The sequence below is a fragment of the Brevundimonas vesicularis genome, from assembly GCF_900445985.1.
GTDB classification, from domain to species: domain Bacteria; phylum Pseudomonadota; class Alphaproteobacteria; order Caulobacterales; family Caulobacteraceae; genus Brevundimonas; species Brevundimonas vesicularis_D.
On the sequence record NZ_UAQP01000014.1, the window covers coordinates 1260203 to 1272293 of the forward strand.

Here is a 12091-nt window from a genome sequence, read left to right on the forward strand (position 1 = left end):
TCATGCGTCTTCCCTCCCTCCTTCGCCGCACGCCGTTTCGGCTGACGCTGCTGTTCCTGGCGCTGTTCGTGGCGGCGGCGGGGGCGATCCTGGCCTATGTCTATTTCGCCTCGGCGTCGGAGGCTCAAGGCCGGGCCAGGGCGGATGTGGAGATCGAACTGGGCGCCCTGACGGCGATCCACCGCACGCGCGGCATCGACGCCCTGAACCAGGCCTTGGTCGAACGCTCCATCCGGGGCGGGCCGTATCTGTATCTGCTGACCGACAAGGCCGGAAAGACGATCACCGGCAACATCACCGAATCCCCTATCGACATCGACCTCAGCCTGCCGGCCGGCGCCAGCGACTGGGAGACTTTCCGCCTGACTTCGACAGATTCAAAGGGCAAGGTTCAGCAACGCCGCTCAATCGGGGTCATGACCACGCTTTCGAGCGGAGAGCATCTGTTCGTCGGTCAGGACATCGGCGACATCGAGGCCTATCTGGCGCGGCTGACCCAGGCCCTGTGGGGCGCCATGGCTCTGGTCATGCTGCTGGGTCTGGCGGGCGGTCTCTACATCAGCCGGCGGGTCGAAAACGCCATGGCCGGGCTGAACCGCGTCGTGCAGTCGGTGCAGGACGGCGATCTCAAGATCCGTGCGCCCGTGCGCCACACCGGCGACGAACTGGACGAACTGGGCCAGGGGCTGAACACCATGCTGGATCGGCTGGAGGCGTCCATGTCCTCCATCCGCCACGCCGGCGACGCCATCGCCCACGACCTGCGCTCGCCCCTGACGCGGATGCGGGCCAAGCTGGAGGTGGCCCTGATCGACGCCGAAGCCGGCAAGATCGACGGGGTCGACGCCCTAGGCATCGCCCTGGATGAGGCCGACCATCTGCTGAAGACGTTCAACACCGTCCTGGCCATCGCGCGGCTGCAGGCGGGCGGGGCGCCGGATCCCAAGGTCATGGACGCCGCCGACCTCGCCGCCGACATGGCCGAGCTTTATGAACCCGCAGCCGAGGACAAGGACATCGACTTCTCGTCCGAGGTCGAAAAGGGGCTGATGATCGAAGGCAACCAGCCCTTCCTGGCCCAGGCCCTGGCCAACCTCATCGACAACGCCATCAAATACACCCCTGCCGGCGGGGCGGTGAAGCTGCGCGCGCGCCGGCGCTCGTCTGGCGAGATCGAATATTCGGTCACCGACACCGGACCGGGCGTGCCTGAAGAGGACCGAGAGCGGGTGGTTCAGCGGTTCGTGCGCCTGGACAACAGCCGCACCGAACCCGGATCGGGCTTGGGGCTTTCGTTGGTGACGGCGGTGGCGGAGGCGCACGGCGGACGGGTGGTGCTGGACGAAGGCCCCGGCGCCTACGGCGACTTCGGACCAGGGTTGCGAGTGGCGCTAGTGCTGCCGCCGGCCTCGACAGGGATGAGCGGATGATGTGATGGCCCATCCAGAAACCTCGATCCCGCTGGCCTACAGCCTCACGCCCGCCGGTCCGGTCACAAATATCGCCGCCGCCGACCGCCTGCACGAAACCCTGATCCAAGCCGCCGACGCCGACGGCTGGCGCGAGACTCTGGACGCCGCCTGGCCCGCCCTGGCCCCCGTCGCCGGCGCCTCGCCCTATCTCGCCGGTCTGATGCGCCGCCGGCCTGCCCATCTGGGTCGTCTGCTGAACGCCGATCCGGTCGAGGCGCTGGAGCGGATTCTTCGCGACACGGACGCGCTGGACGCCGAGCCGGACGCGGTGCGCGCCCCGCTGCGGGTGCTGAAGGCCGACCTGCACCTGCTGACCGCCCTGGCCGATCTGGGCGGGGTGTGGGATCTGGATCAGGTTACCGACGCCCTGTCCCGGTTCGCCGACGCCTCATGCCGCGCCGCCCTGCGCGCGGTCGCCGCTGAACAGAGGGCGCGCGGCCGGCTGATCTCGCCGCCCGGCGATCCGCGCGGCCCTATTCCCGGCCTGTTCGGCCTGGCCATGGGCAAACATGGCGCCAACGAACTGAACTATTCGTCCGACATCGACATCTCCCTCTTCTTCGAGCCGCGCCTGATGGGCCTGGCCCTGCGCGAAGGCGAGGAAATGCAGGACTTCGCCAATCGCGTCGGCAAGGGGATCGCCACCCTGCTGACCGAGCGGACGGGCGACGGCTACGTCTTCCGTGTCGATCTGCGGCTGCGGCCCGATCCGTCCTCGACCCCGCCGGTCGTCGCCGGGCCGATGGCCCTGGCCTATTATGAGAGCGTCGGCCAGAACTGGGAGCGGGCGGCCTTCATCAAGGCGCGGCCGGTGCTGGGCGACATGCGCGCGGCGGGTCGGTTCCTGAAGGCCATGATCCCCTTCATCTGGCGGCGCAGCCTGGACTACGCGGCCGTGCTCGACATCCAGTCGATCAAGAAACAGATCCACGTCCACAAGACGGGCGAGGGGCTGCAGGCCGCCGGGGCCAATCTGAAGCTGGGACGCGGCGGCATCCGCGAGATCGAATTCTACGCCCAGACCCAGCAGTTGATCCTGGGCGGCCGCGATCCGGCTTTGCGCAAGCCCCGCACGCTGGAGGCGCTGAAGGCCCTGGCCGACGCTCGCCATGTGCCCCAGGCGGTTTGCGAAGAACTGTCGGCCGCCTATGTCGCGCTGCGCGGGCTGGAGCACCGCGTGCAGATGCTCGACGACGAGCAGACCCACCGCCTGCCCGAGGACGCCGAGCGCCGCGCCGCCGTCGCCGCCCTGGCCGGTTCGAACGACCTGGCCGCCTTCGACGGCCGGGTCGAAGCCCTGCTGGCGCGGGTCAACGCCCGCTATGGTGAACTGTTCGAGGGCGGCGAAGATCTGGACTCCAGTTACGGCAGCCTGGTCTTCACCGGGGTCGAGAACGATCCCGAGACTTTGGAAACCCTGCGTCGCATGGGCTTTTCCGAGGCGCCGTCGGTCGCTGATACGATCCGCAGCTGGCACCACGGCCGCATCCCCGCGACGCGCACGGCGCGGGGGCGCGAACTGTTCACCCGCCTGGCTCCGCGCCTGCTGGAGGCCCTTGCCCGATCCGGTGCGCCCGACGAGGCGTTTCGCCGTTTCGCGGTCTTCTTCTCCGGCCTGGCGGCGGGCGTGCAGGTCCAGGCCCTGTTCCTGAACCAGCCCAAACTGTTCGAGATGGTGCTGGGCGTCATGGCCTTCGCACCGCGTCTCGCCCGGACCCTTGGCCGGCAACCGGCGGCGCTGGACGGCGTGCTGGACGCCCGCTTCCTGGTCGATCTGTCCGAAGAGACCGGCCTAACCGAACAGATGCTGCGCGAGGCGGGCGAGACCGACGATTTCGAGGGGGCCATGAACGCCGTGCGCCGCTTGCACCGCGAGCAGATGTTCCGCATCGGCATCCACGCCCTGACCGGCCGGGCGGGAGCCGAGGCGGCGGGCCGCGCCTATGCCGCCCTGGCCGACGCCGCCATGCGCACCCTGTCGCCGGCCGCCTTGGCCGAGACCGAACGGCTGGGCGGCGCCTTTCCCGGCGCGGTGGCGGTGGTCGCCCTGGGCAAGGCCGGCTCGCGCGAGATGACGGCCGGATCGGACCTGGATTTGATGACTTTGTACGAGGCGCCGCCCGAGGCGACCTCCGAGATCAAGGGCTGGACGGCCGACGTCTTCTACGCCCGCTTCACCCAGCGGCTGATCGCGGCCCTGTCGGCGCATACGGCGGAAGGCGGCCTCTATGAGGTGGACATGCGCCTGCGCCCCACCGGCTCCAAAGGCCCGGTTTCGGTACGGCTGAAGGCGTTTGACGCCTATTACGCCAAGGAGGCCGAGACCTGGGAGTTCATGGTTCTGACTCGCGCTCGCGTGGTCTGGGCCAGCGATCCCAAGTTCGGCGCCCAGGTTTCGGCGGCGATCGAGGCCGCCCTGCGTCGCCCGCGTCCCGGCGTCGATGTCGCCGCCGACATCCGAAAGATGCGTAGCCTTATGGATCGCGAGCGTCGCCCGCACGGATTCTGGGATCTGAAGCTGTCGCCGGGCGGGCAGGTGGACGCCGAGTTCGCGGCCCAGTTCCGCCAGCTTCAGGCCGCCGCCATCGGCGAGCCCTTGACCCTGTCGACGCTTGAGGCCCTGCACGACGACCCGGTCCTAGCCGAGGCCTGGCGCGTGCAGCAGCGTCTGGCCCATCTTCTGGCCGCCGCCTTCGAGGGGCGGGTCGATCCGGAGGGCGAGCCCGGCGTCTTCCAGCTGCGTGTGGCCGAGGCCGCCGGCGCGCCGGACTTCGACACGCTGAAGACCGAGTTGACCGACCTGCGCGCGCGGGCGCGAAAGGCCTTCGAGCGGGCGGTTCCAGCAGGCCGCGACGGAGAATCCGCAACGCCGCGTTCAATCTCCTGACAGGGCAATGTCAAAGGGCGCCAGACGCGCCCATGGAGATGATCGAGATGAGAAAGACCTTTCTGACCGGCCTGGGCGTCATCGCTCTGGCCGCCGCCGCCGGCGCCGCGACCGCACAGGTTCCGCCGGCTCCCGCCGCCGGCGCGCCTGCGCCGCATCACTCGCGCGCGGATCCGAACCGCCAGATCACCCGCGCCGAGTTCGTCGATGCGCGCATCGCGCGTCTGACCGCGCTCGATACGAACGGCGACGGCGTGGTCAGCCCCGAAGAGCGCGCCGCCGCCATGCAGGCCCGTCGCGCCGAACGCGCGGGCGACCGCTTCGCCAAGCTGGATGCGAACGGCGACGGTTCCATCAGCCGGGCCGAGTTCGACGCCGGCCATGCCGCACGCCCGGATCGCGGTCCGCGCGCCGAACGCGCCGGTCATCGTGAGGGTCTTCGTGGCGGCGCGCATCACGCGATGCGCGGACAAGGACGCGAGCGCGGGCCGGTGGTGATCGCCGAAGCCGCCGCCAAGCTGGGCGAGCGGTTCGACAAGATGGACGCTGACCGCGACGGCGTGATCTCCGCCGACGAACGCCGGGCGGCCATGTCCGCGCAGCGTGAGCAAAGCCAGGAACGCCGCGCGGCCCGCCAGACTAGGCATCAGACGCAACAACCCGCTTCCCCCGTCCCGGCTTCGGAGTAAGACGGTGTCGGGGTCGGCCGTCGTGAACGCACCGGTCCCTTTCGTCAGCAGCGGAAGAGGCAGGTTTGGTCGCGATCGTCGACCCCGACGAGGATCTGGTGCGACGCGTGGGGCAGGGCGACCCGGCGGCGGCGCAGACGCTCGTCTCGCGCAAGCTGCCGCGCATCCTGTCTCTGGCCCAGCGCATGCTGGGCGACGCCGTCGAGGCCGAGGACGTGGCCCAGGAGACGATGCTCAAGGCCTGGCGTCAGGCCCCAAAGTGGACGCCCGGCAAGGCCCGGTTCGACACCTGGCTGCACCGGGTCGCGCTGAACCTCTGTTACGATCGGCTGAGGCGTCGGCGCGAAATCCCGACCGACACGCCGCCGGATCGTCCCGACGAAGGCCCGGCGCCGGATCGCGGTCTGCTGGCGGCCGAGACGGGCGTGCGGGTCACGGCGGCTCTGAAACGGCTGCCGGACCGACAGCGCGAGGCCATCGTCCTGTGCCATTATCAGGAGCTGTCGAATATCGATGCAGCGGCCCTGATGGAGATCAGCGTCGAGGCGCTGGAGAGTTTGTTGTCGCGCGGTCGTCGCGCATTGCGTCTGGCCCTTTCGGACATCGGTCCGGGGTCGATTAGAGGAGACGGACGATGAAGGCGGAACGGTTGCACGAACTGGCGGACGCCTACGGCGCCGACCTGCGTCGGTGGCCCGCGTCCGAGCGCGCCTTCGCCGAAAGCCTGATCGCCGCCGATCCGTCGCTGAAGGCGGTGCTGGATCAGGCGGCCGCGCTGGACGCTCTGCTCGACGTCGCGCCCAGACCTGTCCCGTCCGCCGCCCTGACCGCGCGCATCCTTGCGGCTGCGCCCCGGGCGAAAAGCCGTCTGGGTAAGGCGATCTGGTACCTCGGCGCCGGTTGGGCCGCCGCGGCCTGTGCGGGCGTGGTCGCCGGCGTCGGCCTGACCACCCATCTGACCGCCGACGCGCGCGCCGATGCGGTGCTTTACCAATCCTCGCTGACGGGCGTGGATGACACGGAACTGTTGGGATGACGTCCAAGAGCCTGAAGATCGCCCTGGCCGTCTCGGTGGCCCTGAATCTGTTCGCCGTGGCAGGCGGGGTGACCTATGTCGTCAATCGCGACCGGATCGAACGCCGGATCGAGGATCAGCGCCGTCCGGGCCGCGAGGGACCGCTGGCCGAAGTGCTGGCCGATCTGGATCCGGGCGTGCGCCAGCGCGTGCGCACCTCGCTGCGAGAATCGGCTCTGGCGGCGCGTCCTGATTTCGAGGCGGCCCGCGCCGCCCGGCGCGAGGCCATCGACGTCGCCGGTCAGCCGACCCTGGACGCGGCCCGGGTCGAAAGCCTGCTGGAACAGTCCAGAGCCGCCGAGATGCGGGGACGCACCCGCCTGGAAAACGGCGCGGTCGCCGTGCTGGCGACGCTGACGCCCGAGGAGCGCAAGGCCCTGGCCCCGATCCTTCAGCGTAAGGGCGCCGCCCGTCGCGCCGTCGCGCACGGGCCGGATCACCGTCAGCCGGACGACCGCGCGCCCCGCTGACGCGCTTGGGCGCTCAGCCCTTCTTGGACGCGCGGAAGGCGGCGACGGCGTTCACCGCCGAGCGCACCGACGCCTCGATGGCGGCCCAGTCGCCCGACTTCACTGCGTCATCGGTCACCAGCTTGGAGCCCATCCCCGCCGCGATGATGCCCGCGCCGAACCATTTGGCGATCGACGCCTCGTCCGGATCGACGCCGCCGGTGGGCATGATCTTGACCCAGGGCATCGGGCCCTTGACCGCCTTGACAAAGTCCGGTCCGCCGACCGACGAGCCGGGGAACAGTTTGACGATATCGCAGCCCAGTTCGTGCGCCTCGCCGATGTCGGTCACCGACCCACAGCCGGGGAAATAGGCGACCATGCGGCGGTTGCAGACCTTGGCCACGTCGGGGATCAGGCAGGGGCTGACCACGAACCGCGCGCCCCGGTTCAGATAAAGCGAGGCCGTCCCCGCATCGACGACCGAACCGATGCCTAGGACGACGTTGGGGTCGGTCTTGATCAGTTCGCGATTGATCTCGCCGAACAGGTCGCAGGCGAAGTCGCCGCGATTGGTGAACTCGACCACCGGCGCCCCGCCGCGCGCGCAGGCGCGAATGACGTTCAGGCTGACCTCGGCATCGGGGTGGTAGAAGACCGGGCACACGCCCTGGGTCTGAAGCGCCTGAAGCACGCTGACGCGATCATGGGCCATGTCTGTCTCCTGATGGTCCCGATGGGAAGGATCGTGGGACCGTTCGGCCTTCTGCTTATCGCACGCTCGGACTAGGCCAAAGCCTGTGCAGGCTGCTTCGCCTTTAGGCGACGGAACATATTGTTTCATTCGATGGTCTTGATCGAGGTCAAGGCGCGACGTCGGCGAAAGGCCGAGGGTTTTGGTGCAAAAGGAGAACCCCATGACTCTGCTCGATCGTGAACGGCTCGTCACTCGCACAGGCGTGCGTCTGGAGGTGCGTGCGGCGCGCGCCGAGGATGAACGCGCTCTGGCCGCCTTCTTCGCCAAGGTGACGCCCGAGGATATGCGCTTCCGCTTTCTCTCCACCAAGGGCGCGCCCGGTCACGACCAACTTCTGGCCCTTCTCGAAAAGCCTTCGGGCGATGGCGAGAGCCTGATTGCCTGGGGCGAGGACGGCACCGTCGCGGCGACCGCCGTTCTGGCCGGCGATACGGCGGGCGAACGGGCGGAGGCCGCCATTCTGCTACGGGGCGACCTGAAGGGCCAGGGGATCGGCTGGACCCTGCTGGAAAGATTGGTGTCCGAAGCGCGTACACGCGGCTATGCGGTCCTGGAATCGCTGGAGGATCGCGCCAACCACGCTGCCTTGCAGGTTGAGAACGATATGGGGTTCGATCTCGCGCCGGTCGAGGACGACCCCCCCCTGGTCTGGGTCAGCAAACGGCTGCGCTAATCAGCGCCGTCAGGCGTTTCAGCGGCGGTCTCCATCGGTTAGAAGGCGTCCAAACTGCAGGAAAGCCACGGCCATGATGACCGCCATCTTCGTCTTCATCAAATGCGAGCTGGGCTACGCCAACGACGTGGCGGCCGATATCGTGGACAATGTCGAGAACGTCTCGGAGGTCTATTCCACCTCTGGTCAGCACGACCTGCTGGCCAAGTTCAACCTGCCGCGCGACGCCGACATCGGCACCTTCGTGACGAAACAGGTCCAGACGCGGCCGCACGTGCGCGACACCTTCACGGTCATCACCTTCTCGCCCTTCCTGCCCTCGAAGGGTTAGGCTTTGCGGGGGCTGGCCTTGCGCTTGACCTCGTCCTTGCGCTCCTCGGCCTCGTCGTCGTCGCCGACCTTTTCCTCGACCGTGGCCGACAGGCGCTGGAAGACGCCCAGGCCCACCAGAACCAGCACCGCGGCGATCAGCAGGGCGGTGGGATAGAGCAGCTGCGCCACGTCCTCGCGCGCCGTCTTGAACACCACCACCAGCGCTTCCAGGAACAGGGCGATGACGATGGTCGACAGGAACTTCGTCAGGCTGCGCCGGGCCTCGGCGGCGCTGCGACGCTCATTCCCGCGCCGCACCTCGTCCTCGAAGATATATTTGGCCACGTCAAAGACGGCGATGGCGACGATGACATAGCCCAGCACGTCCAGAACCGCGTCGGCGCCGGACTTGTCGGGCGAGCCGATGCCGTGCAGCGCATCCTTCACCCCGAACCCGATCAGGGCCATGGCCGCCAGCAACAGCAGCAGGCTGGCGAAGGCGAACACCGCCCGGGTCAGATAGGTCATGGAAATCCCTCCGCGAGGCCACAGCAACGCGCCAACCGCCAAGCTGTTGCCTGACGGGCAAAGGGTGACGCTGGCGCCGGGGACGGCTAAACGAGGGGCATAGGGAGACACGATATGACGCGATCCAACGCGCCCGCCTACATGACCGGTTTCGGCAATCATTTCGCGACCGAGGCCGCGCCCGGCGCCCTGCCGGTCGGTCGCAACTCGCCGCAGAAGACGCCGATGGGCCTGTATGCCGAACAGCTGTCCGGCACGGCCTTCACCGCCCCGCGCGCCGAGAACCGGCGCAGCTGGCTCTATCGCCTGCGTCCGTCGGCCCAGCATGGGCCTTACACCCGCTTCGATCAGGGGCGGGTCCGCTCCGGTCCGTTCGACGAGACGCCGCCCAATCCCAACCGGATGCGCTGGGACCCGCTGCCGATGCCGCAGGCTGCGACCGACTGGGTCGAGGGGCTGACGACCTATGGCGGCAACGGCGAGCCGGACGGCGGGGCCGGTGCGGGCATTCACCTGTATGTCGCCAACCGGTCGATGACTGACCGGGTCTTCTATGACGCCGACGGCGAACTGCTGATCGTGCCTCAGGAAGGCGCCCACCGCTTCGTCACCGAGTTCGGCGTGATCGAGGCCCAGCCGGGTCATATCGTCCTGATCCCGCGCGGCGTGCGCTTCCGCGTCGAGGTTGAGGGGCCGGTGCGAGGCTATGTCTGCGAGAATTACGGCAGTCCGTTCCGTCTGCCGGATCTCGGCCCCATCGGCTCGAACGGCCTGGCCAATCCCCGCGACTTCGAGACCCCGATCGCGGCCTATGAGGACGTTGATCGCCCGACCGAGTGCGTCCAGAAATACGGCGGCCGCCTGTGGGCCACGACCTTCGATCACAGCCCGCTGGACGTCGTCGCCTGGCACGGCAATCTGGCGCCCTGCCGCTATGACACGGCGCGGTTCAACACCATCAACACCGTCAGCTACGACCACCCCGATCCATCGATCTTCACCGTCCTGACCAGTCCGTCCGAGACGCCTGGCACGGCCAATATCGACTTCGTCATCTTCCCGCCGCGCTGGATGGTAGCCGAGGACACCTTCCGCCCCCCGTGGTTCCACCGCAACGTGATGAGCGAGTTCATGGGTCTGGTGACCGGCGCCTATGACGCCAAGGCCGGCGGATTCGCGCCAGGCGGCGCGTCGTTGCACAACCGCATGAGCGGCCATGGCCCCGATCAGGCCAGCTATGACGGCGCGATCAAGGCCGAGCTGAAGCCGCACAAGATCGAAAACACCCTGGCCTTCATGTTCGAGACGCGCATGCCGATTCGCGTCACGAAATGGGCGTCGGAATCACCGCAGATGCAGCTCGACTACGACGACGTCTGGTCAGGCTTCACCAAAGGACAGATCTCATGATCCGCATTTCCCTCATCGCCGCCGTCGCGCTTCTGGCCGCCGCCTGCGCGCCCCAGACCTCTGGAGCGGCGTCGGATGCGCCGATGCAGAGCGCCGACGCCGCGTCCTGCGCCACACGCGGCGGCACGATGAAACAGGTTGGGCGGATGCAATCCTGGCAATGCGTCATCAGCTATGCCGACGCCGGCAAGCGCTGCACCGACGGCGATCAGTGCCAGGGCGACTGCCGCATCGAGGGCAACAGCGGCGTGGCGCCGGGGACGGCGGCGACCGGCGTGTGTCAGGCGACCAGCGACCGCTTCGGATGCAATACGACGGTCGAGGACGGCAAGGCCGGCCCGACACTGTGCATCGACTGAGGTCGCAGGCACGAAAAAGCCCCCGTCGCGAACGACGGGGGCTGATCCATCCGTAAACGGATTTAGTGGGTCGCCAGACCTTAGTGGGTCGAAGGCGTGTTGGCGGTGGTCATGCCGCCGTCGGCGTTGCCGGCTTTCTGCTCGACCATGTCGGCCTTGCGGTCCGCGTTTTGCTCAACCTGATCGGCCTTGTCGTTCAGGGCCTTTTCTTGTGCTTCGTTCGAAGTGGCGGCGGCCTGTGCTTCGAGCTGATCGGCGCGGGCTTCACCCGTCGCTTCGATGGCGTCGGCCTGCTTTTCAGCGGCCTTGTCGGCGGCGCTTTCACCGCAGGCGGCGACACCGGCCAGCATGAAGACCGAAGCGGCGGCGATGGCGAACTTTTTCATGTGAGTTTCCTCTCCTAGATGGAACCACACAAACGCCACGGTGACGGTTCGGTTCACGCCGCCGTGAGATTTTCGTGATCGCCCGTCGCGTCAGCCCTCCGACTGGGCGAAGGCGACCCGCGCGGCGCCCAGCAGGGCGGCGTGTTTGTGCATGATCACCTTGGTCGGAATATCCTGCATATACTCCTTGAACCGACCCTTGCGCTCAAAGCGCTGACGGAACGGGCTGGCCTTGATGAAGGGCAGGATGCGCGGAACGATGCCGCCGGCGATATAGACGCCGCCGCGCGCGCCGGTGGTCAGGGCGATGTCGCCGGCGACCGCGCCCAGGATGGCGCAGAAGCGGGCCAGGGTCGCGCCGCATGGGCTGTTCGGATCGGCCAGGGCCGTTGCAGTGATCTGAGCGGGATCGTCAATGTGGGTCTCGCGCCCGTCGATCTCGGCCAGGGCCCGGTGCATGTTCAGCAGACCCGGACCGCAGATCAGACGCTCGATCGACACCCGGTCATAGCGGCGACGCAGAATGCGCAGGATTTCATCCTCAACCGGATCGCCGGGGGGGAAGCAGGCGTGCCCGCCCTCGGACGGCATGGCCATTTCCTTGCCGGCCGCATCGCGCACTAAGGCCGAGACCCCGAAGCCGGTGCCGGGGCCGAGCACCGCTACGGTGCAGTGCGGATCGCCGTCGACCGGACCGCCCAAGCTTTCTAACTGGTCTTCCGGTACGACTGGCGCGCCCCAGGCCAGGGCCTCGAAATCGTTGATCAACTTGACCGGCTTCAGTCCCAGGGTCTGAAGCTCCGCCTCCGACACCTGCCAGGGCGAGTTGGTCAGGTCGATGGCGCCGTCCGTGACCGGACCGGCGACGGCGATCACGCCGCCCGTCGGCTTGACCTCGCAGCCGTCGATGAAGGCGGCGACGCCTTCCAGGAAGGTCGGATAGGTCTCGGCCGGGAAACTCTCGTGATGGTCCAGCACGGGTTTGCCGTCGACCATGCGGGCCACGGCAAAGCGGGCGTTCGTGCCGCCGACATCCCCAACAAGCTGGGGGCCGACGAGGAGGGTCTTGTCATTCATTGGGGCGTTTCCTGCGC

Annotated in this window: 14 protein-coding genes; 10 read left to right on the forward strand and 4 right to left on the reverse strand. The window is 68.1% G+C overall.

Going from position 1 to position 12091, the window contains the following annotated elements; all coding sequences use genetic code 11:
• The first annotated feature begins 2 nt into the window (after positions 1-2).
• From DT343_RS15215 to DT343_RS15240, 6 genes are all read left to right on the forward strand, one after another.
• The gene (locus tag DT343_RS15215) at positions 3-1430 is read left to right on the forward strand and encodes a sensor histidine kinase (RefSeq protein WP_112863528.1); all 1428 of its coding nucleotides are present in this window, start codon (positions 3-5) and stop codon (positions 1428-1430) included.
• A 4-nt stretch (positions 1431-1434) separates the two neighbouring features.
• Entirely contained in the window at positions 1435-4359 is a 2925-nt protein-coding gene (locus tag DT343_RS15220) for a bifunctional [glutamine synthetase] adenylyltransferase/[glutamine synthetase]-adenylyl-L-tyrosine phosphorylase (protein ID WP_112863529.1), read from the forward strand.
• A 47-nt stretch (positions 4360-4406) separates the two neighbouring features.
• The gene (locus DT343_RS15225; RefSeq protein WP_220116734.1) at positions 4407-5048 is read left to right on the forward strand and encodes an EF-hand domain-containing protein; all 642 of its coding nucleotides are present in this window, start codon (positions 4407-4409) and stop codon (positions 5046-5048) included.
• 65 nt (positions 5049-5113) lie between these two features.
• Entirely contained in the window at positions 5114-5686 is a 573-nt protein-coding gene (locus DT343_RS15230) for an RNA polymerase sigma factor (RefSeq protein ID WP_055752815.1), read from the forward strand.
• Positions 5683-6084 carry a hypothetical protein gene (locus DT343_RS15235; RefSeq protein WP_112863530.1) on the forward strand — a complete coding sequence of 134 codons (402 nt, stop codon included), beginning with the start codon at positions 5683-5685 and terminating at the stop codon, positions 6082-6084. The genes DT343_RS15230 and DT343_RS15235 overlap by 4 nt, the downstream gene beginning before the upstream one ends.
• Positions 6081-6593 (forward strand): periplasmic heavy metal sensor, encoded by a 513-nt coding sequence (locus DT343_RS15240; protein ID WP_112863531.1) that lies wholly within the window; start codon positions 6081-6083, stop codon positions 6591-6593. Before DT343_RS15235 ends, DT343_RS15240 begins: the two co-directional genes overlap by 4 nt.
• A 13-nt stretch (positions 6594-6606) precedes the next feature.
• Here the strand turns inward: DT343_RS15240 and DT343_RS15245 are convergent, their stop codons facing one another.
• Positions 6607-7287, reverse strand: a complete 681-nt coding sequence (locus tag DT343_RS15245; RefSeq protein ID WP_112863532.1) for a bifunctional 4-hydroxy-2-oxoglutarate aldolase/2-dehydro-3-deoxy-phosphogluconate aldolase — start codon at positions 7285-7287, stop codon at positions 6607-6609.
• 202 nt (positions 7288-7489) lie between these two features.
• Between DT343_RS15245 and DT343_RS15250 the strand changes: the two genes are divergently transcribed.
• Both DT343_RS15250 and DT343_RS15255 read left to right on the forward strand, forming a co-directional pair.
• Positions 7490-8002: a GNAT family N-acetyltransferase gene (locus tag DT343_RS15250; protein ID WP_112863533.1), complete on the forward strand. Its 513-nt coding sequence runs from the start codon at positions 7490-7492 to the stop codon at positions 8000-8002.
• Positions 8003-8075: 73 nt separating this feature from the next.
• A complete protein-coding gene (locus DT343_RS15255) occupies positions 8076-8333 on the forward strand; it encodes an Lrp/AsnC ligand binding domain-containing protein (RefSeq protein ID WP_039244189.1) in 258 nt (85 codons plus the stop codon).
• Here DT343_RS15255 and DT343_RS15260 read toward each other — a convergent pair.
• On the reverse strand, positions 8330-8842 hold the full coding sequence (locus tag DT343_RS15260; protein WP_112863534.1) for a GNAT family acetyltransferase: 513 nt from the start codon (positions 8840-8842) through the stop codon (positions 8330-8332). The two genes, DT343_RS15255 and DT343_RS15260, sit on opposite strands and share 4 nt — an antisense overlap.
• A 114-nt stretch (positions 8843-8956) precedes the next feature.
• On the opposite strand from DT343_RS15260, the gene hmgA reads away from it, so the two are divergent.
• Entirely contained in the window at positions 8957-10252 is a 1296-nt protein-coding gene (gene hmgA, locus DT343_RS15265; RefSeq protein WP_181669212.1) for a homogentisate 1,2-dioxygenase, read from the forward strand.
• Entirely contained in the window at positions 10249-10611 is a 363-nt protein-coding gene (locus tag DT343_RS15270) for a hypothetical protein (RefSeq protein ID WP_112863535.1), read from the forward strand. The genes hmgA and DT343_RS15270 overlap by 4 nt, the downstream gene beginning before the upstream one ends.
• An 80-nt stretch (positions 10612-10691) precedes the next feature.
• On the opposite strand, the gene DT343_RS15275 is transcribed toward DT343_RS15270, so the two are convergent.
• Both DT343_RS15275 and glk read right to left on the reverse strand, forming a co-directional pair.
• On the reverse strand, positions 10692-10997 hold the full coding sequence (locus DT343_RS15275; RefSeq protein ID WP_017504395.1) for a hypothetical protein: 306 nt from the start codon (positions 10995-10997) through the stop codon (positions 10692-10694).
• A 90-nt stretch (positions 10998-11087) separates the two neighbouring features.
• Entirely contained in the window at positions 11088-12074 is a 987-nt protein-coding gene (gene glk, locus DT343_RS15280; protein WP_112863536.1) for a glucokinase, read from the reverse strand.
• Between the last annotated feature and the right edge of the window lie 17 nt (positions 12075-12091).